Below are 22,124 nucleotides of genomic sequence, written 5' to 3' on the forward strand. Positions count from 1 at the left end.
AACTCCGGAATTCATGCCCGCGCCCCTCAATTCGACGTATCCTGCGACGGCAGCAGATAGGCACTGACCGACTGATGGGGGTTGAGATATTTGACCGCAGCCGCCTTAACCTGCGCCGCCGTAACGGTCTTGATCTTGTCCGGCCAGGCCTGCACGTCCTTGACGGTGCTGCCGGTGGTCAGCGCCGATCCATACATGTTCGCCATGCTGGACGGGCTGTCCTGCGCGAAGATCATGCTGCGGACCAGCCGGTTCTTGGCCTTCTGCAACTCGTCTTCGGAGACACCGTCCTTCTGGATGCGGGCGACCTCTGCGTTGATCGAGGTCTCGAGCTTGGCGAGGCCCTCGGCGTCGCGAGGGGAGCCGTAGACCACGAAGCTGGTCTCGTCGAGCGCCGTGCCGTCGTAGTAAGCGCCGGTTCCGGCCGCGGCATCGCTCTTCACTACGAGTTGCTGGTACAGCCGGCTGCGGGTGCCGCCGCCGAGAATCTCGGAAAGCAGGTCGAGCGCTTCCGCTTCGCCCGGCTCGGCGGTCCGGTAGGACGGTGCCAGCCAGTATCTTGCAAAGCTCGGGATGCCGACACGCGGATCGGTCATCGTCACCGTGCGGCTGGTATTCTGCTCCGGCTCGGTCGGGCGGTCGCGCGGCGGCAGGTCCGGGCCGCGCGCCACCTTGCCGTAGGTTTCCTCCGCCAGTTTGCGTACCTGGTCGGGCTCGACGTCGCCGGCCACCACCAGCACCGCGTTGTTCGGCGTGTAATACTGATTGTAGAAAGCCACCGCGTCGGTGCGATTCAGCTTCTCCATCTCGTGCATCCAGCCGATCACCGGCACGCGATAGGGATGGTTCTGGTAGAGCGTCGCCTGCACCTCTTCCGAAAGCAGCGATTCCGGATCACCCTCGATGCGCGAACGGCGCTCCTCCAGCACCACGTCGCGCTCCGGCCCAATCACCGCGTCGGTGAGGATCAGGTTGCGCATGCGGTCGGCTTCCAACGCCATCATCGTGCCCAGCGCGTCCGGCGGAACCGTCTCGTGATAGGCGGTGTAGTCGTAGGACGTGAAGGCGTTCTCGCTTCCGCCGATCGAGGCCACCGCCGCGTCGAACTCGCCCGGCTTGTGGTTCGTCGTGCCCTTGAACATCAGGTGCTCGAAGAAATGCGCGATGCCGGATTTTCCGAGCGGCTCGTCGGCGCTGCCGACCTTGTACCAGACCATGTGGGTAACGATCGGCGCGCGATGGTCGGGGATCACCACCACCTCCATGCCGTTCGCCAGCGTGAAGTCGGCCACCGGTTCGCGCTTGCCTTGCGCGTCGGCGAAAGCGGATTCCACCGGCAATGCGACGACGACGGACAGAAAAAGGCCGGCGAGGAAGCGGCGGACCGGGCGGTCTTCGAGACTCATGAAGGCTCCTGAACTGCTTTGTTCCGGCCTTATATGGCTCGCCGGCTTCACGCGGAAAGTGAATTGTTCGTCATGTTGCCGTGGAGCACGGGTGTGTTGATATTTAGGTCAGGCCGGCATTACCCGAATTTCAGCACGCCTTTGGCTGGCATCAGGCGGCTTCGAGGAAGCGGATGACCGTTTCGCCGTAGTTGCGTTCGTCCAATAGCGTGAAACCCGCGACCGGTCCGAAAGGCACCGAGGCGGTCTCCTCGACGACGCAAAGGGCATGCGGTATCAGCCAGCCGCCGCTGCTGGCCGAATGCAGCGCCTGCTCGCCAAGGCCTTTTCCGTAGGGCGGATCGGCGAAGAGCAGACCGAAAGGCTGGACTGTGCCGGCATCGCCAAGCCTGGTCGCGTCGCGCCGGAAGATTTTCGTGCGCCCTGTCAGCCCGAAGGCCTCGACATTGGTGCGGATCAGCCCCCTGCCCTCGGCCGATTCCTCGATGAACATGCCGAAGCCAGCGCCGCGCGACAGCGCCTCCAGCCCGAGGGCACCGGTGCCGGCGAACAGGTCGAGCACGCGGGCACCGGCCAGCCGGTCACCAAAACGATGCGCAATGACGTTGAACACAGATTCGCGAGTCCGGTCGGTGGTCGGACGGATGTCCTGCGAACGCGGCGTGGCCAGCGGCCTGCCGCGAAACTCTCCCCCGACGATGCGCATCCGAGGCTACTCGTCCGTGCGTGGCTTGCGGGGACGGGTCGGGCGCTCGCCCGGACCCCCATCGCCGCCCCTGCCCTCGCCCCGCGGCTTGCCGACCGGTTTTGCGCCGCCCGGTTTTCCGTAGCCCGGCTTGCGGCTTTTCTTGGCTTCCGCGGCGGCCTTTTCGGCGGCAATCCGCCCAGCACCCTGCGGCCTGGACCCCGGAGCCATCCAGACATTGGTCTTGCGCTGGCCCGGCGGCTCGATCGGCCGCTGCTCACGTTCACCGAACTTCTTGCCGCGCGGCGGGCGGTCGCCGAAGGCTGGCTTCTCGCCGCGATCGAATTTCACGCCGGGCGGCCCACGGTCGGGTTTCGCACCGAAGCCACCGCGATCCGGTTTGGTCGAAAGCTTGCCCAGAGCGTCGTCGCGGCTATTTTCACGGCGCTTGCGGGCCTTGATCAGACCGCCCTCGCCGATACGGCCGGGCATCCCGTCGCGCACGATCTTCGGCCGCGCTGCCTCCTCCGCCGGAGCCTCGCTGCCCCGCACCGGCCGGTTGGAGAACGGTTTTACGATATCCGCCTCGAAATTCGCGCCCGACTCCTCGATCAGCCGCTCGCCGAGCTGGTCGCGCAGCAGGCGACCCTTCAATTCCTGGACATGCCCTTCCGGCAGTTCGCCGAGTTGGAACGGACCGAACGAGATGCGGATCAGCCGCGTCACGTCGAGGCCGAGCGCGCCAAGAATATTCTTGACCTCGCGGTTCTTGCCCTCGCGCAGGCCGATCGTCAGCCAGGCGTTGGAGCCCTGCTCGCGGTCGAGCGACGCCTCGATCGAACCGTAGAACACGCCATCGACCGCGATGCCATCCTTCAGCGCCGCCAGCGCGGATTCCTCAACCTTGCCGTGGACTCGCGCCCTGTAGCGCCGCAGCCAGCCGGTCGCGGGCAATTCCAGCGTGCGGGCCAGGCCACCGTCATTGGTGAGGAGCAACAGGCCCTCGGTGTTGATGTCGAGCCGGCCGACGGTAATCAGACGCGGCAGATCGGGAGGCAGCACGTCGAACACCGTCCGCCGTCCTTCCGGGTCACGATTGGTGGTCACCACGCCGGCCGGCTTATGGAAGAGGAACAGCCGCGTGCGCTCGATCGGCGGCAACGGCTCGCCGTCCAGCTCGATCTTGTCGTCGATCGTCACGTTGACGGCCGGGCTGGCCAGCACCTTGCCGTTGACCCGAACACGCCCGGCGGCGATCAGGTCCTCGGCGTCGCGGCGCGAGGCGATGCCGACACGCGCCAGCCGCTTGGCGATGCGCTCTCCACCTTCCTCGGCGGAGATCGGCGCTCTGGAAAAGGGCTTGCGATCGCCGGAAGATCTTGCCGGACCCGCGTCACGCTTCTCGAACGGCTTTCGCGGCGGGCGCGATCCATCGGCAGGCTTGTCGAAACGGCGCGGGCGATCGCCTTGCTCGCGTGCATGGTCGTCGCGCTCGAACCTGCGCACCGAGCGCTCCCCTTCGGCGGAAGCTTCCGGGCGGCGCCTGGTGAAAGGCCTGTCTCCAGCGTCGGAGCGGAATGGCCGGTCCGATCGTTCGGGCCTTGCCGCGTCACCGCTATCGCGCGAAACGGACCGTTCGTAGCGGCCCGGACGCGGGTTGCTTTCGTCGCGGGGCTTGTACGGCCTTTCCTCACGCGGCTTGAACGCCCTGTCCTCGCGCGACTTGAATGGACGGTCCTCGCGGGGCGTGAAGGTCTTGCCTTCAGGACGCGCGCGATATGGCTTGGCAGTGCGTTCGCCGGAAGCGGCTCCGCCCTCCTCACGCGGACGGTAGGCGGGCCGCTCGGCGCGCGCTGGCCGTTCGCCAGTCGCCGCATCACCGTAACTCCGCTTGGGCGCCGGCTTGTCGCCGTCCCGAAATGGCCTTTCGCCCTTGCCGCCAAATCCCTTCTTCTCACCAAAACCCGGCTTGCCCCCAAAACCCGGTTTGCCGCCTTTCGCTCCGAAACCTGGCTGGCCCTTCGGACCAAAGCCTGGTTTGCCACCCTTCGCACCCGGTCCGCCGCTGCCTGCCCGGCCACCGAATTTGCGGTCGCCAGGAGCGCGTGCGCCCTTGCCTGAAGGTTTTTTCCGATCGTCGTCCATGGGCCTTTGCCTTTCCGGCCGGGGTGTAGCAGTAACGTTCCAGACACGCGAGGGAAATGTCTTTATGCCCGCGAAACGCCCGGATTTCATGAGTTTTGCGCTTGTCGAGGCCGAGGCCGCGGTGGCGCGCGGGGAGGTGCCGGTCGGCGCCGTCCTCGTGCACGAAGGCAAGATCGTCGCCAGCGCCGGGAACCGCACCCGTGAGTTGAAAGACGCCACCGCCCACGCCGAGATGCTGGTGATCCGGGAAGCCTCCCGGAAGCTCGACGCCGAACGCCTGACCGGCTGCGATCTCTACGTCACGCTGGAACCCTGCGCCATGTGCGCGGCGGCGATCTCATTCGCCCGGGTGCGGCGGCTTTATTTCGGCGCGGCGGACGAAAAAGGCGGCGCGGTCGTAAACGGGGTGCGCTTCTACGCTTCGCCAACCTGCCATCACGCGCCAGAAGTCTATCCCGGCATCGGCGAGCGTCCCGCCAGCGAAATCCTCACGAGTTTCTTTCAAAACCGGCGCTAAGACCGGCCGATGCCTGAAGATTCAGGCCTGCCTTAGCAGAAACAGGATACCTTCGTCACCAGGGAAGGACATCAGCCCAGCTCCTGTCGCTCTTCTTGCGGGCCTCGGCTTTCAGCCGACGCTCCTTCTTGAGCTCATCCTCGCCGAGTTCGCCCGTCGGCGCGGCGGTCGAAGCCTGTCGATAGTCGATCGGCGGCTCGCTCAGATACCTGCGCGTGTCCGGGCTGCCCTGCCGGTTCTCGGCCAACTGCTTGCGGAACGCCGCGCTTTGGGCGGCCGATTTGCCGGTGCCGACCGGCTCCACGCCGGTCTCCAGGTGGCGGGTGTTCATCACCGGGTTCTTCTCGGTGGGCGCGGCGGTAGCGCGCGCCAGATCGGGGTCGATGTTCGGCTGCCAACCTGGATCGTCGCGATTCTCGTCGGCCTCGGCGCGCAGGCGCGCACGCTTCTGTTCAGGCGATTCGGGCCACTCCGGATTTCCGGCGGAAGCGAGACTCTCCTGCGGCGCGGGCAAGACTTCGGCCGACCCCTTGACCGGTTTTACCAGTTCGGGCCGAGGCTTGTAGTCGATCGCCGGGCGGTCCTTCGGGGCAAGCGACAGGATGCTGCTGACGTCGCCGACAAGCTGCTCGCTTGCAGTCTTGTCGGTGCCATAAGTCGGCGAACTCATGCAGCCCGAGAGTGCTGCGCCCGCAATCGCCAGACCGGCGGCGGCCGCAATGCCGGAACGGCGGTCTCCCGTCATGCCAAGAAATGTCACTGCGATAAGCCTCTTAAGAGTCGCCCCGAATACCCCTTCCTGCGGGATTGGCGGGGAAATCCGGCGATAGTTTGTCGCCGGATTGGTTAATTCTCTACCGTATGCAGTCGCGCATAACAACGCATACAGCAATTTTCATGCAAGTCTGCCCAGTTTTTGCAGTTCATGCAGCGCCGCGGCGTCGCGCGCCGACACATCCGGGAACTCCGGGTCGGAGCCGACATCGTCGGTATAGCGCCAGGAGCGCGCGCATTTCGTGCCCGACGCGAGTCGCGGCACGACCGCCACGCCCGCCACGTCGTCCAGCCGGAAACCGTCCGCCGGAGCTTCAGTTGCCGAGACATCAATGCCGCTGGTGATCGCGACTTCGGCCATGTCGACATCCCTGACAGCCGCGAACAGGTCCGCGTCCGTCACAAACACCGCCGGCGCTGCCTCCAGCGACGAGCCGATGACCTTCTTCGCCCGCTCGATCTCAAGCGCCGCCGTGACCACGCCACGCACCTTTCGCACCTTGCGCCATTTTTCCGCCAGCGCATCGTCGCGCCAGTCGGCGGGCACTGTTGGAAACTGCTCCAGATGGATCGAGCGCTTGTCAGGATAGCGTTCCAGCCAGGCCTCTTCCGTCGTGAAGGGCAGCATCGGCGCCAGCCAGGTCGCCAGATGGTCGAACAGGTGGCGCACCACCTGCACCGCCGCCAGCCGCCGCTTGCTCGACGGCGCGTCGCAGTAGAGCGCGTCCTTGCGGATGTCGAAGTAGAAGGCCGACAGGTCGACCACCATGAAATCGAGCAACGATTTCGCGATGCGCTTGAAGTCGAAGGCGTCGTAGCCTGTCCGCACCACCTCGTCGAGTTCCGACAGCCGGTGCAACATCAGCCGCTCCAGTTCAGGCATCTCGGCCAGAGGCACTTCCGTGCCGTCGTCATGCGCCAGCGTGCCCAGCATCCAGCGGATGGTGTTGCGCAGTTTCCTGTAAGCGTCGATGTTGGTCTGCAGGATGTTCTTGCCGAGCCGCTGGTCTTCCCAGTAGTCGGTGGTCATCACCCAGAGCCGCAGGATGTCGGCGCCGGACTGCTTCATCACGTCCTGCGGGACGACCGTGTTGCCGAGCGACTTCGACATTTTGCGGCCTTCCTCGTCCATGGTGAAACCATGGGTGACGACCGTGTCGTAGGGCGCCCTGCCGCGCGTGCCGCAGCTTTCGAGCAGCGAGGAATGGAACCAGCCGCGATGCTGGTCCGAGCCTTCGAGATAGACGTCCGCCGGCCATTTCAGGTCCGGCCGGTCCTCCAGCGTAAAAGTGTGCGTCGAGCCGGAATCGAACCAGACGTCGAGGATGTCCTTGACCATCGTCCACGGCTCGTTGGCTTTCGGCCCGAGAAAGCGCTCGCGCGCTCCCTCCGCGAACCAGGCGTCGGCGCCTTCGGCCTCAAAGGCGTCGAGGATGCGCTGGTTGACCGCGTCGTCCTTCAGCATATTGCCGTCCTCGTCGGCGAAGACGCAGATCGGCACGCCCCAGGCGCGCTGGCGCGACAGCACCCAGTCGGGCCGCTCGGCGATCATGGCGCGCAGCCGCGTCTGGCCGGCAGCGGGCACGAAGCGTGTGGCGTCGATGGCGGCAAGGGCGCGAGAGCGCAGCGTCGTCGCATCGCCCAGTTCCTTGTCCATATAGACGAACCACTGCGGCGTATTCCGGAAGATCACCGGCTTCTTCGAACGCCACGAATGCGGATAGCTGTGCTTCAGCCGCCCACGCGCGAACAGCATGTTGCGCTCGATCAGCGCATCGATGACCGCCTTGTTGGCGTCACCCTTCTTGCCGGAATCGTCGATGACCCGCGCCGCGCCGCCCTCGCGGTCCGGGCCGAAACCCGGCGCGTCCTTGGTGAAGAAGCCGGCATCGTCGACGGTGAAGGGGATCGCGGTGTCGATGCCGCGCGCGGTCAGGTCTTTTCCCGCCGACATCCAGGCGTCGAAGTCTTCGCGGCCATGGCCAGGCGCGGTATGCACGAAACCCGTGCCGGCGTCGTCGGTGACGTGGTCGCCGGGGAGCATGGGGACGGCAAATTCGTAGCCACCGCCGAGGCCCGCGAACGGGTGCGAAAGCACGAAACCCGCAAGTTCCGCATCATTCACTTCGGCAAGTCTCTCGAAGCCCAGTTTTGCTTTGGCGAACGACTCCTCGGCCAAATTGTCAGCGAAGATCAGCTTCTCGCCCGGTTGCGGGCCGAAGTCGTTCTCAGCGGACTTGACCTCGTACAGCCCGTACGTGACGCGTGGCGAAAAGGCGACAGCGCGGTTACCGGGGATCGTCCATGGCGTCGTCGTCCAGATGACGACTGAAGAACCCCGGAGCATATCCATCTTTTGTTTGGCTGCATCAGGCACGTCATGCGTACCGAAGCCGACAACCGGAAACTTCACCCAGACCGTGTCGCTCTCGTAGTCAGCATACTCGACCTCAGCCTCCGCCAGCGCAGTGCGCTCGACCACGCTCCACATCACAGGCTTCGACCCGCGATAAAGCTGGCCGCTCGCTGCAAACTTCAGCAGTTCGCCGGCGATGCGCGATTCGGCGTGGAAATTCATCGTCGTATAGGGATTCTTGAAATCGCCAACGACGCCGAGCCGCTGGAACTCTGCGCCCTGCACGGCGATCCATTTTTCCGCATAGGCGCGGCACTCCTGCCGGAACGCGACCATCGCGGCCGGATCGGACAGGTCGGGTTTGGCCTTACCCTTGGAGCGATAATTTTCCTCCTCGATCTTCCACTCGATCGGCAGGCCGTGGCAGTCCCAGCCCGGCACGTAATTGCTATCGTAGCCGCGCATCTGGAACGAGCGGGTGATGACGTCCTTCAGGATCTTGTTCAGCGCATGGCCGATATGGATGTTGCCGTTGGCATAGGGCGGCCCGTCATGCAGCACATATTTCGGCCGCCCCGCCGCGTCCTCGCGCAGCAATCGGTAAAGGTCCATCTCCTGCCAGCGGGCAACGGTCTGCGGCTCCTTTTCGGGAAGGCCGGCGCGCATCGGAAACTCCGTCTGCGGCAGATAGAGCGTCTTGGAATAATCGAGTTTTTCGGTCGTGTCGGTCATCGTCTTGCCATTGTGGACTGCCCGGCCGGAAAGCCAGGGCGTTCAACTATCATGAACTGGGAAAAGCGCGAGAGCGCCTGGGCAAAAATCTCCCGGGGCTTCCTGCGGCGTCAAGCCGCCCGGAAGGCCGGGCCAATAATTCGTATCGCGGTCGCAAATGGCGCGCTCATGCCGCCTCTTTAGCCGAGCACGGCGCAGAGATAAAGGGCCGAGACGCCTGGATGACTAAACAGGCTGGGCCATCCCTCCCCCGCCGCGCCGGCCTCCAACCGGGCAAGGGCGCGCTCTGAGATCGAAATGCGCTGCCTTTGCCGTCGAGCGCTCGCCTGACGGTCTGCTGCCGGAAGAGCTTTCGATCAGGTGCGCTCCCGTAGCCGCGGCTCGCCGATCATGCGGGCCAGCCGATTCTGCACCGGCTCTGGTGTCGTTGAGATCGAGGCATGGATTCCCGACACTCTCCGCTCGCCCTCCGGCCCTTCGCTTTCGCTCCGGGCGTTCGTCGCTCGAAAAGCCAAGTCATTGGCTTTTCGTTCGCTTCGCGAACCGCTCCTCACCGCTCACGAGGTCGAGAATGACGACAATGATCTCTGGTTTCGGCTAATCGCCAACGTTGGAGATTGGCTGAGGCAAACCATGACTGTCGTCATTCTCGACCTCGTGAGCGAGCGAAGCGAGCGGAGAGTGTCGGGAATCCATGCCTCGGATTCGAAGCTACAAAACCGGTGCGGAATCTGCCGACCGGCGAGCCGCAGCCAAAATCCAGGATGCGTGAACATGATCGGGGCAAGGGCGGGGATGGTAAGAGGCGACGGAAGCCGCCGCTTGTCATATGCGAATCCCCTGCACCACGGGGTCGTCACGGTCGCCGCTTTTGCCGGCCTTGCCGGCCCCTTGGTCATGCTTGTTGCGCGAAAATCCACGCGGGTTGCGGCTAACCATCTGTTTTTACTTGGCTTTACAAGCATGACATTGTTTTCGAAAGGCCTTGCGCACAGGCCGTGAAGGCTGCGATGCGGGCTTCCCGCCTCTCAAAAAACCAAGCTTTTTCAATGTGTTGTGCTGACAGCGTGGTGTCAACCTCGCCGCGGCGCGATCGTCAAGGATTATTTTCTTAGGGTCCTTGCATATGTTCCTGATATGTTCCATATTGGATGCCGGCCTTGTCCGGAGGAGGCATCGGTGGAGTTTGGAGACGCGAGTACGACAATCGAGGGATACCGGCAGGCGCTGAAGCACATCCTCTTGATGCTGGTCGGCATGGCCGAGATGGGATTCGGCAGACCGTTGTCTTTGGTGCTCCAGGAGGCCGCTGTCGCCCCAAGGCCGGGACGGACGGGGAAGACGGGGCGGAAAAAGCCGTCTCCGGCGCTCTGCCTGCCGCGCCACCTCTATCGCGCCATTCTCCTGCTGCTGCGCCCCGCCGAATCCGCCGCGCGGCGGCTGATCATCGCGGCGGCGCAAGGCATCGTGGTGACGCTGCCGCCGTTTCGTCCGCGAAAGCCAAAACCAAAAATTTCCGACACGGTGGCCGCCATGCGCCGCCTCGGCCTTGCCGTCACCCTGTCGAGAGAAGACTTTGCCCGCTATGAGGCCGAGCGCAAAGCCGCCGAAAGCCGCGCCGCAAGGCCGCGTGGACAAACCTTTTCGCTGCTCGATGCGCTGAAATATCCGTTCCGCATCCGCCGCAACTATGTGCCGGCGCATGCCGTGCCGCGCATCCGGTCGCTCGACGACGATGCGCCACGCATCCCCCTGCCGCCGCCATCGCGCGACGATCCGATGAATGCGGCAAAACTGACGCTCAGGCTGGACGCGCTCGGGCGGGCGCTTGACGATCTTCCCGGCCAGGCGCAGCGCTTTGCCCGCTGGAAGGCGCGCAATGACGCCGCCCTCGCCCGGGACAGGGCGGCCCGCGACGCGGCGGCAGCAGGCGGCAAGCAAGGTCCGGTCCGGTTCCGGCGTTTTTCACCGCTCCGGCGCGGCCGGCCGCCCGGCGGAAGATTGCTGCGCTTCGATCCGGATGCTCCGAAACGCAAGAACATCCGCGAGGTCGACGAGATTCTGGCGCACGCCAACGCGATGGCCTACTACGCGCTGGAGCCGCCGCGGCGCCGCGACACGTCATGACGGCGGCCGCCCGAGCGGGGCGGTTCTTGAAAAGCGAAGGATCAAAACGGCCAGCGCGGATTTTTCCGCGGCCCGGCGGCGAGAGGTGCCGTCGGGAAAATACCTTTACCCGTCCGTTGGCGAAGCCGGCGGGATCGGCTTAGGCGGTTTCTCAAGGCCTCGTCACGGGCGCCCTGTCGGAAGGACCGGCGATTGCATGACGGGTCGCCGAATGAAACGCGCTCGACACAGGCCCTTCTCCAGGCGGCGTGCTCCTGTTACAAAATCCACATAAAATGACAGCCTTTCCACAATCGCAAAGCTCAATCCCAATCGGAGTGAGGTCGGACATGAGCGGGGACAGGACTCTTTCAGCGGCGGAAGGCAACAAGATCAGGCTGAGACTGAACGAACTCGGCCTGTCGCTCGACGGGATGCGCTGGTGGATCACCGGCTATTCGCGCCACTATTACGGCTTCGAGTTCCACTGCGACCAGTACGAGCGCCTGCTGACGAAGGCCGAACACAACACCCGGTTCCGCAAGCACGACGTGACGCTGCCCGACGCCGATCCGTGGCGCGATGCCGGGATCGACGCATTCGGCTACAGCCAGACCCATAGCTACAACTATCTTCACCTCGACATTTCGACCAACAAGCCTGGGCTGTGCCGCGTCTATGTCGCTCCCAGCAACTGGGGCCGCATGGGTGATCCGCAGGCCGGCCCGCCGAAATATCTGAGCAGCGACATCTATCAGACCATCGCCAAGCGCATGTCGGTGCTGGGCATCAAGCTGGAAGAGTTCATCGACGGCGAGCCCGCGATCGGCGGCACGACGCTCGACGGGATCAATTTTAATCCGCGCAACTACAAGAAGCTCGCGCAGGCCGTGCGCGACGCGCAGAAGGCCAACGGCAAGAGCTTCATCGAGGGCAAGAAGCACGGCACCCCCGATGTGATCGACCTGTCCTTCCTCGCCACCAGTGGCACCGGGTTCCGCGAGATCCAATGGACGGACGGGCAGTCCGCGACGCTCGACTTCAGCGCCTTGCACCTGGCCTTGTCGCCGGTCCGTTGCAACGTCCACATCGACGAATTCGGGGTGGTCATCGGTGGGCCGAACGGTGACATAACGCTCTCTCCGAACGCCCTCCACCATATCGCCAATGAACTGATCCTGAAGACCATCATAAAGGAATTCCTCTACGACAAGGTCAAGCTGCCCAAGTGGTTCATCGACCACCTGTTCGTCGAACTGCCGAACACCTCAAGCGGTTTCAACCGGGCAGGCTGGGGTTTTGAGTTCCATCCCTGGAAGTCCGTAAGGATAACGGCCGGACACTCCTGCACGCTCAACGACGGCGATTGCCGAAAGACATTCACCTTCAGCAAATCGTTCTGAGCCGCCCGCACAATTGCGGCCTGCCGCGCGTCCGGAAGATCAAGGCACCGTGAAATTGAACCGGTATGTCGTCGACATGCCAACCATGAACTGATTATCCGATCCGCGTTGCTTGACCAGCGACGAATCCGCCGCCGGTCCCAGCAGCCGCGCATATTCGCCGAACAGGCTGGCGGTGACCTTCTCGGTCGCCTTCCAGGTAATAGCGCCGCCGACGCCCACCGATTTCAGCCCGCCACCCGGATCGTATTCGGCAAGACCCGATGCCGCGCTTTCCTCGGCGTCGACGCCATAATAGGTGTCGAAATAATCGGCGGACGCGAAGGAGAGGCGCGGGCCGCCGGAAACCCGGACCGTTTCGGTGACATCCTTGAACGCATCGACCGCGATGTCGCCGGCAATGCCGTCAAATGCGCGAACGCCTTGCCGTAATTCGCCCCGGACGCGCAGCCAGTCGGTCGGGTAGAATTCGGCGAAGGCGCCAAGCTCCGCGCCCCATTTCACGTCGTCCATGCCCTGCAGGCCGTCGGCGTCGTCCGCGTCGCGCGGAAACACGATCTTGCCGACCGCACCCGCCCGGAACGCGCCGGTATCCATGAAAGAGAGCGAGATGTTGTCGTTGCGCGAGGTGAAGCGCGCCTCGGGTCCCACCTTGCCCAGCGAGATCATCGGCGTGGCGCGAAAAACCATGTCGCTGGCGCCCTCGAACTCCGGGGCGGCAAAGCCGGCCGCACCGACGGTCAGGTACCAGTCGCCATGCACCCAGTCGAAAAAGCCGGATTTTTCCTCGGCCTGGGCCGGGAGCGCACTGCCGCCGAGAAACATGACGACGCCGACAGCGACAATCCGATTGGTCATACCTCAAACCCGATCCGATGCTCTTGGGGCAGGGGTTTTCGGCGAGGTGGGTAAAGTTTGATTTAAGGACTATCGATTGGCCTCGCAAAGCCCTCGGCGAACGCGCAGGCGCAAGCCCAGGCGTACCGGAAGCCGTCGTTAGCTCCGGCGTTCAAAAGCGAGGCGGACATCCAGTTCGGAGAGCGGCCTCACGCCGGCAAGCAGCGCCCTCGCCTCCTCCTTGTCGTGTTTCATCTGCTCGAGCAGCGCGTCCAGCCCGTCGAATTTTTCCTCGCCGCGCAGGAAGCCGAAGAACGAGACGTCGCAGACTTCGCCATAGAGATCGCCGTTGAAATCGAAGACATAGGTCTCCAGCAGCGGCTCACCCTCGCTTTCCACCGTCGGCCGGCGGCCGAAGCTGGCAACGCCGTCATGCAAGTCGCCATTGGCGCGGCGCAGCCGCACCGCATAGATGCCGTGGTGCAGGACCGCATCGTTCGGCAGCACCATGTTGGCGGTCGGGAAACCCAGCGTCCGGCCGAGTTTTTTCCCATGCACGATCTCGCTCTCCACCGTGAAGCGGTAGCCGAGCAACCCGGCCGCCTGCGTCACGTCGCCGGCTTCGAGCAGCGTCCTGATGCGGCTGGACGAGACGATTTCGCCGCCTTCGTCGCTGAACGCCTCGACCTGGGTGACACCAAAACCCCGACTTTTTGCCGCCGCGACGAGAAAGGCCGGATCGCCTTGCCTGTTCTTGCCGAAATGGAAGTCGAAACCCGTCACCACATGGCCAACGCCGAGTTGACGCATCAGCACTTCGTCGATGAACTCGTCCGCCGACTTTTGGGCAAACTCGCGCGAAAATTCCTGTTCGACGACCGCGTCGAAGCCGAGCAGCCGGATCAGCCTCGCCTTGACCGGCGCCGGCGTGATGCGCGGCAGCGGAATGTCCGGGCGAAATACGGTGCGGGGATGCGGCTCGAAGGTCAGCACCAGCGCCGGCACATTGCGCGCGCGCGCCTCTTCCAGAGCCCGCTCCAACACGGCCTGGTGACCGCGATGCACGCCGTCGAAATTGCCGATCGCCACCACGCCGCCGCGCAGGCGCTCCGGCAGCCGTCCGGACCCCACGAGGCATTCAAACTCGCCCGTCATCATGATGCGCGGCCCCGCATTATCTCAGGCGCGGGATCACGGCGACCGGAAGGCGCCCGTGACGGCTCAGGAATCCCAGCAGCTTCTCGCGGTCGGGATCGTCGACATCGCCGTAATCCCTGGCATGGATGCCGCCCGAGACATAGAGTACGTCCAGCCCGTAATCCTCGGCCCCCTTCACATCGGTCAGGACGCCGTCGCCGACGGCCAGCACTTCGTTTTTCGACAGGTCACGGCCGAGCACCTCGGCGGCGGCATGCATGGCGGCGTCGTAGATCGGCCTGTGCGGCTTGCCGGCGATCTGCGTGCGGCCGCCGAGCTGCGCATAGGCGCGCGCCAGGGCACCGGCGCAGTAGATCGTGCGGTCGCCGCGCTCGACCACGATGTCGGGATTGGCGCAGATGAAAGGCAGGTCGCGCGCCCGCATGCGTCGCAGCATGTCCGCATAGTCGTCCGGAGTTTCGGTCTCGTCGTCGAACAGCCCTGTGCACACCACCGCGACCGCCTCAAAATCCTCGACGATTTCGACGTCGAGCCCTTCATAAAGGGTAAGATCGCGCTCGGGCCCAAGATGAAAAATCTTTCGCGGCCCGTTGGCGACGAGTTCGCGGGTCACGTCGCCCGAGGTAATCACGCGGTCCCAGCCGGTCACGCCAAGCGCCTGGAGTTGCGCGACGATCGGCGCGGCCGGCCGGGGCGCATTGGTGATCAGGATGACCACCTGCCCTCTGTCCTGAGCAAGCACCAACGCCGAAACGGCGTCGTGGAAGCTGTGCACGCCATTGTGGAGCACGCCCCAGACGTCGCAGAAAATGACGGGATAGCTGGACAGCTCATCCAGCGATCGAACGAATTTTACCAAGGCCGCACCGTATGCTGCTATTTCACTGCCGTAGCCCCGGTTCTCCCGGTCGGCACTCGGCGGCATCCGGATTAACCGAGAGTTTTCACCGTGTCACCAGCTTTGACTTAACAGCCTCGCCCCGCCATGCAAGATAGCAGCGGGGAAGTTGCTTCCCACGGATCGGAACGCGCAAGGGACGGCGCGGTGTTACCGGGGACGAGGACCATGTCGGGGAGATTGATCGTCTGCACGGCGGTCGTTTGCGCCGTTTGCTTCATCGCACTGAAGGGCGCCGTCAGCATCGGCGTGCCGATCGCCGACCTCGTGCTGGCGACCGCCACCGCGACGCTGGTCCTTGCCGCGGCATCGGCCGGTTTTGCTCTGCGCGCCTTGTTGCGGTCCAGGCAGGCACATGACGAGGTCGTGCGGCTGGCGCGTTCGATGGATGCGGCCATCCGCGACCTGTCCGCCGAAGTCCGCAGGAACGCGCCTGCGGCTCGGCAGCCGGGACGGTCCGCCGCACAGACGGCGCGGGAGATCATCCTGGCGCCGCCGGTTGAGCCCTCCGGCGAACCACTGCGGCCGGCCGCGCCTCGATACAGGGCCGGCCGGTTAGGCGATCCAGCCTCCTGAACCGATCGCCAGCTATCCCGGCCCGGGAAATGGTTAATCCAGCTTGAACTTTGCCCGCAAACTTTAACCATCCCGGCTGACGGGATGTTCAACTATTCATGCGACCGTCATTCGATAATCTACGATCGGGTGCGTGAAATGTTCAGGAAATTCTGGGCCGACCGGCGTGGCAACTACGCCATGATGACCGTAATCTGCATGCTGCCGATGATGGGCGGTCTCGCGCTCGCGATAGACTATACCGAAATGACACGCGAACGCGGCCAGACCCTCGCCGCCCTCGACGCCGCCAACTTCGCCGCGGCCCGCCTCTATATCGACGGCAAAACCGACGAGGAGGTCGAGAAATACGCCAAGGACTTCTTCAAGGCCAATTTGAACGGCCTGGATCCGAGCAAGGTGGAACTCACGCTCGTCCAGCCGAAGGATAATACCGGCGGCGGCACGATGAAGTTCACGGCCACCGTCACATACAATCCTTATTTCCTGCCGGCGCTGACCAGCATGCTCGGCAAAAATGCCGTGACCAAGGTCACCTTCAGCGAGACCTCCGAAATCAGGCTGAAGAACACGCTGGAGGTCGCACTCGTCCTCGACAATTCCGGCTCGATGTCCGAAAAAGGCGGCAGTTCCAGTACGATGCGAATGGATCTGCTCAAGACGGCGGCGAAGGAACTCGTCACCACCCTGGCCAACGGTGCCGACCAGATGAGGCAGGTCGCCCAACCCGTCCAATTCTCCGTCGTGCCGTTCGCCGCGTCGGTCAATATCGGGCCGGACAACGCCGACAAGACATGGATGGACCGGGACGGCATCTCGCCGATCCATCATGAGAATTTCGACTGGGCTGGGACGATGGACTCAACCCAAGCCACAGCTAACGGCGACAGATATGTCCAGAACATCGGTGGGGTCTGGTACAAGAAGGGAACAGGCTGGGGCACAGAGAAAGACAAGAAAATAACGCGCTTCACGATGTACAAGGACCTTCAGCGCATTAGCGGCCATACATTCGTAAAGACCGGGACCGAATGGGTCTGCACCCAAAAGGACTGGAGAGGAAACTGCACACAAGGTTACTACAAGGACGTCGGTTACGACCAGCCTACATACGCCCCCTTTGCCACCTGGAAAGGCTGCGTCGAAGCGCGTCCCTCACCCTATGACGTGGACGACACGACCCCGTCGACCGGCACGCCGGCGACATTGTTCGTCCCCATGTTCGCGCCCGACGAGTCCGACCCGATCCGGTCCTACAACAACTGGTGGCCGGATGTGTACACTGGGAACGAGAACAACCGCCGGCAGAAATACATGCCGAAGTATTTTCCGACGACAGCTCCCGAGAAGGGGGCGGAAACCTTCCGATCCGCTACTGACAAAACCCTTGTCGGTCCCAACCAGAGTTGCTCGACGACCGCGATAACCCCCCTCACCGACGTGTCAGTCGCGGCCGGCGTGACCAAAATCAACAACGCTATCGACGCCATGCAGCCGCTCGGCGCAACCAACGTTCCCGAAGGCATGGCCTGGGGGTGGAGGACGGTGTCGAGCACCTTGCCGTTCACCGGCGGACGACCGGAGACCGACAGGGGCAACGACAAGGTGGTGATCGTCGTGACCGACGGCGCGAACACCTATTACACGCCGGATTCGCTCGGCGACGAATACGGCAACCGCTACTCCGACAGCGCCGGCAACCGGTCGATCTACTCCTCGCTCGGCTATACACGGCTGATCGTCGACACCACGAAGACAGGGCGTATCTTCCAGGGCACCAGCACCTCGATCCCCAAGACCACCTTCACCAACGCCAATTACACCGCGGCGATGAACGAGCACTTCAAGTCGCTCTGCAACAATAGTACCTTTTCCCGAATGATACCCGACCCAAATAAAGAAGGGGAAAAGATCCACAATGGGGGAAAGATCATCGTCATAACCGTTGCCCTCGATCTGGACGAGACGAAGACGGCGGAGAAGACGCAGATCAATCTCCTGAAGGAATGCGCCTCGCCGTCGCGCATCGACAAGAACAAGGTGCTGTTCTGGAACGCCACCGGCGCTACCCTGGACGTCGTGTTCGAGGAAATCGCCAACGAGCTTTCGAACCTGCGCATCGTAAGCTGACCCGGCCGAGCCTATCGCCTGTTCTAATGCCTCGCCTTGGCGGGGCATTTGTTTGGATTGCCCCGCTGCGCCCGGCCGAAGCGAAGACTTTGCCGCGGCGTTGGCGCCGGCTGCAAAAAATCTACCCAAAATCGGATGCTACCCGCCTCGCCGCGTTCTTGACATCGCGATGGCCAGGGCCTATCTCCGCGCCACGTTAGCACTCACCCAAGGCGAGTGCTAACCGCGATCCGGTCAGACCGGATGGAGGAAACCCCTTTCAACATCCGCATTCAGGGATAGTCAATCATGGCAAAGTCGAATTTCCGGCCGCTGCATGACCGTGTGGTCGTTCGCCGCGTCGAATCCGAAGAGAAGACCAAGGGCGGGATCATCATCCCGGACACCGCCAAGGAGAAGCCGCAGGAAGGCGAGATCATCGCCGTCGGTTCGGGCGCCCGCGACGAAGCCGGCAAGCTGGTTCCGCTGGACGTCAAGGCCGGCGACCGCATCCTGTTCGGCAAGTGGTCCGGCACCGAAGTGAAGCTCAATGGCGAAGACCTTCTGATCATGAAGGAATCCGACATCATGGGCATCATCGGCTGATCTGAATTTGGGCAATCGGCAGTGGGCAGTAGGCAGTCGATCTGCCCCGCCCCGACTGCCTACTGCCTACTCCCTACTGCCTCAATTCCGAAGGAATTCAAACAATGGCTGCCAAAGACGTAAAATTCTCCCGCGACGCCCGTGAGCGCATGCTGCACGGCGTCAACATCCTCGCCGACGCGGTGAAGGTCACGCTCGGTCCCAAGGGCCGCAACGTCGTCATCGACAAGTCGTTCGGCGCGCCGCGCATCACCAAGGACGGCGTCACCGTCGCCAAGGAAATCGAGCTTGCCGACAAGTTCGAGAACATGGGCGCCCAGATGGTCCGCGAAGTCGCTTCGAAGACCAACGACATCGCCGGCGACGGCACCACGACCGCGACCGTTCTCGCTCAGTCGATCGTCCAGGAAGGCCACAAGGCAGTTGCCGCCGGCATGAACCCAATGGATCTGAAGCGCGGCATCGACCTCGCCGTCACCGAAGTCGTCGGCCTGCTCGGCAAGGCTTCGAAGAAGATCAAGACCTCGGAAGAAGTCGCCCAGGTCGGCACCATCTCCGCCAATGGCGACGAGTCGGTTGGCAAGATGATCGCCGAAGCCATGCAGAAGGTCGGCAACGAGGGTGTCATCACCGTCGAGGAAGCCAAGACCGCCGAGACCGAGCTGGAAGTCGTCGAGGGCATGCAGTTCGACCGCGGCTACCTCAGCCCCTACTTCGTCACCAACCCGGACAAGATGGTAGCTGACCTGGAAGACGCCTACATCCTCCTCCACGAGAAGAAGCTCTCCAACCTGCAGGCCATGCTGCCGGTCCTGGAAGCCGTCGTGCAGACCTCCAAGCCGCTGCTCATCATCTCGGAAGACGTCGAGGGCGAGGCGCTCGCCACGCTGGTCGTCAACAAGCTGCGTGGCGGCCTGAAGATCGCCGCCGTCAAGGCTCCGGGCTTCGGCGACCGCCGCAAGGCCATGCTGGAGGACATCGCGATCCTCTCCGGTGGCCAGGTCATCTCCGAAGACCTCGGCATCAAGCTCGAGAATGTCGGCCTCAACATGCTCGGCCGCGCCAAGAAGGTGTCGATCTCCAAGGAGAACACCACCATCGTCGACGGCGCCGGCAAGAAGGCCGAGATCCAGGGCCGCGTTGCCCAGATCAAGCAGCAGATCGAGGAGACCACCTCGGACTACGACAAGGAGAAGCTGCAGGAGCGTCTGGCCAAGCTCGCCGGTGGCGTTGCGGTCATCCGCGTCGGCGGTGCGACGGAAGTGGAAGTCAAGGAGAAGAAGGACCGCGTTGACGACGCGCTGAACGCCACCCGCGCTGCGGTGGAAGAAGGCATCGTCGCCGGCGGCGGCGTCGCTCTGCTCCGCGCTTCGGCCAACCTCAAGGCCACCGGCGTCAACTCCGACCAAGCTGCCGGCATCGCCATCGTGCGCCGCGCGCTGCAGTCCCCGGCTCGTCAGATCGCCGCCAACGCCGGAGCGGAAGCTTCGATCGTCGCCGGCAAGATCCTCGAGAACAAGGGCGCGACCTACGGCTACAACGCCCAGACCGGCGAGTATGGCGACATGATCGCCATGGGCATCGTCGACCCGGTCAAGGTTGTGCGCACGGCCCTCCAGGACGCTGCTTCGGTTGCCGGCCTGCTGGTCACCACCGAGGCCATGATCGCCGAGGCTCCGAAGAAGGAGTCAGCGGCTCCGGCAATGCCGGGCGGTGGCATGGGCGGCATGGGCGGCATGGATTTCTAAGTCCGTCCTCGGGCTTGACCCGAGGAGCCTGCCAAACAAGGCTTCGAAAATAAGAAAGGGCGGTCGAAAGGCCGCCCTTTTTTGCTGTCGTGGGTCGTGCTGAAAAAATCCCAAAAGTTTGGAACCCTTTTGCCGGCGGCGCATTATCCGGGTGTCCAAGGCAGTTCAAAAGGCAGCCAAGGACAAAAAGACGCCTCCAGCACTGTCAAAGGTGCGGGAGGCGTTTTTGCTTTGTGAGGGATTTTGATCGGCGGAATGCGTGGCCGGGTCGCCGCGCCTTCACCCTTCACGTTTACGCCGTGCGCTCAGCGTTCCTGCCCGGTCGGCCGAATCAATATCTCGTTGATGCTCACGCGCGGCGGCTGCGACACCGCAAACAAAATGGCCGCGGCCACGTCCTCGGCTTCCAGCGGTTCGATCTCGGCCAGCCGGCGTTCCAACCCCACCTTGGAATTGGGATTTGTGATATGGTCACCAAGTTCAGTCCGTACCAGGCCTGGCTCGACGACTGTCACCCGAACGCCGTCCGAAAAAACCTCGCGGCGCAGCGCCTCCGAAAAGGCGACGACACCGAATTTTGTCGCCGCATAGCCGCTGGCACCGGGATTGGCGACACGGCCGGCAACCGACGCGATGTTGACTACATGGCCCTTGCCGGCCTTGAGGTGCGGCAGCGCCGCCTGGGTGACATTCATCAGCGACAACAGGTTGAGCTCGATCATCCGGCGCCATTCCTCGCCGACCGCTTCGGCCACCGAGGACAGCAACATGACGCCGGCATTGTTGACGACGATATCGAGACGCCCCCAGCGCGCCGCCGCCTTTTCGACCACCTGAGCGGGGGTGCTGGCATCGCCAAGATCGGCTTCGATCACCAGGGTCTTGGCCCCGGCGGCCTCGATCGCGGCGGCAAGTTCGGCCAGCCTGTCGGCGCGGCGCGCAACGATCGCCACCGCCGCGCCGGCCTCGGCGAGCGCCAGGGCCGTCGCCCTGCCGATGCCCGACGAAGCTCCCGTGACCAGCGCGACTTTTCCCGCAAGCGGCTTCGAGGCGGATGTCGCGGTCATTCGGCAGGCTCCTTTTGGCTGCGCCGGTTATAGGCTCCGGTGGAGCCGGCGTGAAGCGATTGCTCAGTCCTGTTCGTGCGGACCGGGTTCCGGCCACGGCTCTTTCGCCGCTTCAGCGTACCAGTGGCGCATAGCCGGCGTCTCCAGCACGGCGTCGACATAACAGCGGATGTCCGGCGCCAGTTCGCCGCCATAGGTATCGAAGCGGGTCACGACGGGAGCGTACATAGCGTCGGCCGCAGTGAAATGGCCGAACAGGAACGGGCCGCCCTGCCCGTATTTTTCCCGGCACTCCCGCCAGATCGCCTCGATGCGCCTGCGATTGTCATCGCCTTCGTCCTGCATCGGCTTGTGGGCTTTCGGCCGGCGCAGGTTCATCGGCCAGCCGTAGCGAAGCTCCCTGAAACCGGAATGCATTTCGGTCGCGACCGCACGTGCCAGGGCGCGGGCGCCGATATCGGCCGGCCAGAGCCGCTTCTCCGGAAAGAGGTCGTTCAAATATTCAAGGATCGCAAGGGTTTCCCAGACAATCCTGCCATCGTGATTCAGGACCGGCACCTGTCCCGTCGGCGAAATTTTTGCAAGGTTTGCCGCCGTTTCGGGCGTGCGCAGCCGCACGAACTCTTCGCGGAACGGGATTTCGAGATGCCGCATCGCAATCCACGGCCGCAGCGACCACGAGGAGAAACATTTGTTGCCGATATAAAGGACGAACTCGCTCATGTTTCCCCCAGGCCCGGACAGGCCGTCCGGCGGCTTCATAGTGTGGGTAGCGCGACACCGGCGCCGCGGCAACAGGCGAGTGCCGAACGCGTTCTCCCGCAGCCCAGCGTGACGATGCTCCCGGTCAACGCGCGATTTCTGAAAAATCGGGCGGAACCCTCCGGAGCCCCAGGCATTCTAGGGATGTGCAATGGTTATCTGGATGACGAGTCGGAAGGATGGCCAACGACACAAATCGCCTCGCCGGAGCCCTCACCGGCGGGGCGGTTTCTATTTTT

The 22,124-nt window shown here is 63.7% G+C and carries 17 protein-coding genes; 7 read left to right on the top strand and 10 right to left on the bottom strand.

Features of this window, described 5'->3' with window-relative positions; translation table 11 throughout:
• Positions 1-26: 26 nt before the first annotated feature.
• The 3 genes from ACH196_RS06390 to ACH196_RS06400 all read right to left on the bottom strand — a co-directional run bounded on the left by ACH196_RS06390 (position 27) and on the right by ACH196_RS06400 (position 4,236).
• A complete protein-coding gene (locus ACH196_RS06390) occupies positions 27-1,406 on the bottom strand; it encodes a M16 family metallopeptidase (protein ID WP_396645878.1) in 1,380 nt (459 codons plus the stop codon).
• Positions 1,407-1,557: 151 nt separating this feature from the next.
• On the bottom strand, positions 1,558-2,112 hold the full coding sequence (gene rsmD, locus ACH196_RS06395; protein ID WP_396645879.1) for a 16S rRNA (guanine(966)-N(2))-methyltransferase RsmD: 555 nt from the start codon (positions 2,110-2,112) through the stop codon (positions 1,558-1,560).
• A gap of 6 nt (positions 2,113-2,118) precedes the next feature.
• Positions 2,119-4,236, bottom strand: coding sequence for a pseudouridine synthase (locus ACH196_RS06400; RefSeq protein ID WP_396645881.1), 2,118 nt, complete (start codon positions 4,234-4,236; stop codon positions 2,119-2,121).
• A gap of 64 nt (positions 4,237-4,300) precedes the next feature.
• On the opposite strand from ACH196_RS06400, the gene ACH196_RS06405 reads away from it, so the two are divergent.
• Entirely contained in the window at positions 4,301-4,753 is a 453-nt protein-coding gene (locus ACH196_RS06405) for a nucleoside deaminase (protein ID WP_396645883.1), read from the top strand.
• Positions 4,754-4,808: 55 nt separating this feature from the next.
• On the opposite strand, the gene ACH196_RS06410 is transcribed toward ACH196_RS06405, so the two are convergent.
• Positions 4,809-5,498 carry a hypothetical protein gene (locus ACH196_RS06410; RefSeq protein ID WP_396646002.1) on the bottom strand — a complete coding sequence of 230 codons (690 nt, stop codon included), beginning with the start codon at positions 5,496-5,498 and terminating at the stop codon, positions 4,809-4,811.
• A 150-nt stretch (positions 5,499-5,648) separates the two neighbouring features.
• Positions 5,649-8,615, bottom strand: coding sequence for an isoleucine--tRNA ligase (ileS, locus tag ACH196_RS06415; RefSeq protein ID WP_396645884.1), 2,967 nt, complete (start codon positions 8,613-8,615; stop codon positions 5,649-5,651).
• A 1,179-nt stretch (positions 8,616-9,794) separates the two neighbouring features.
• Between ileS and ACH196_RS06420 the strand changes: the two genes are divergently transcribed.
• Positions 9,795-10,742 (top strand): hypothetical protein, encoded by a 948-nt coding sequence (locus ACH196_RS06420; RefSeq protein WP_396645885.1) that lies wholly within the window; start codon positions 9,795-9,797, stop codon positions 10,740-10,742.
• A gap of 329 nt (positions 10,743-11,071) precedes the next feature.
• The gene (locus ACH196_RS06425) at positions 11,072-12,124 is read left to right on the top strand and encodes a hypothetical protein (RefSeq protein WP_396645887.1); all 1,053 of its coding nucleotides are present in this window, start codon (positions 11,072-11,074) and stop codon (positions 12,122-12,124) included.
• Positions 12,125-12,163: 39 nt separating this feature from the next.
• Here the strand turns inward: ACH196_RS06425 and ACH196_RS06430 are convergent, their stop codons facing one another.
• From ACH196_RS06430 to ACH196_RS06440, 3 genes are all read right to left on the bottom strand, one after another.
• Complete coding sequence (locus ACH196_RS06430; RefSeq protein WP_396645888.1) at positions 12,164-12,982, bottom strand: MipA/OmpV family protein; 819 nt, start codon at positions 12,980-12,982, stop codon at positions 12,164-12,166.
• 138 nt (positions 12,983-13,120) lie between these two features.
• Positions 13,121-14,116, bottom strand: coding sequence for a bifunctional riboflavin kinase/FAD synthetase (locus ACH196_RS06435; RefSeq protein WP_396646004.1), 996 nt, complete (start codon positions 14,114-14,116; stop codon positions 13,121-13,123).
• A gap of 19 nt (positions 14,117-14,135) precedes the next feature.
• Positions 14,136-15,044, bottom strand: a complete 909-nt coding sequence (locus ACH196_RS06440) for a TIGR01459 family HAD-type hydrolase (protein ID WP_396645890.1) — start codon at positions 15,042-15,044, stop codon at positions 14,136-14,138.
• A 141-nt stretch (positions 15,045-15,185) separates the two neighbouring features.
• Here ACH196_RS06440 and ACH196_RS06445 point away from each other — a divergent pair, with 141 nt between their 5' ends.
• The 4 genes from ACH196_RS06445 (at position 15,186) to groL (ending at position 20,056) form a co-directional block, all read left to right on the top strand.
• The gene (locus ACH196_RS06445) at positions 15,186-15,593 is read left to right on the top strand and encodes a hypothetical protein (protein WP_396645892.1); all 408 of its coding nucleotides are present in this window, start codon (positions 15,186-15,188) and stop codon (positions 15,591-15,593) included.
• Positions 15,594-15,731: 138 nt separating this feature from the next.
• On the top strand, positions 15,732-17,723 hold the full coding sequence (locus ACH196_RS06450) for a pilus assembly protein (RefSeq protein ID WP_396645893.1): 1,992 nt from the start codon (positions 15,732-15,734) through the stop codon (positions 17,721-17,723).
• Between the two features lie 288 nt (positions 17,724-18,011).
• Complete coding sequence (gene groES / locus ACH196_RS06455) at positions 18,012-18,308, top strand: co-chaperone GroES (protein ID WP_349006755.1); 297 nt, start codon at positions 18,012-18,014, stop codon at positions 18,306-18,308.
• Positions 18,309-18,412: 104 nt separating this feature from the next.
• Positions 18,413-20,056: a chaperonin GroEL gene (groL, locus tag ACH196_RS06460; protein ID WP_396645894.1), complete on the top strand. Its 1,644-nt coding sequence runs from the start codon at positions 18,413-18,415 to the stop codon at positions 20,054-20,056.
• 305 nt (positions 20,057-20,361) lie between these two features.
• Here the strand turns inward: groL and ACH196_RS06465 are convergent, their stop codons facing one another.
• The gene (locus ACH196_RS06465) at positions 20,362-21,123 is read right to left on the bottom strand and encodes an SDR family NAD(P)-dependent oxidoreductase (RefSeq protein WP_396645895.1); all 762 of its coding nucleotides are present in this window, start codon (positions 21,121-21,123) and stop codon (positions 20,362-20,364) included.
• A gap of 63 nt (positions 21,124-21,186) precedes the next feature.
• Complete coding sequence (locus tag ACH196_RS06470) at positions 21,187-21,846, bottom strand: glutathione S-transferase family protein (protein WP_396645896.1); 660 nt, start codon at positions 21,844-21,846, stop codon at positions 21,187-21,189.
• Positions 21,847-22,124: the final 278 nt, after the last annotated feature.

The organism is Mesorhizobium sp. IMUNJ 23232 (assembly GCF_044326205.1).
Lineage (GTDB): Bacteria > Pseudomonadota > Alphaproteobacteria > Rhizobiales > Rhizobiaceae > Kumtagia.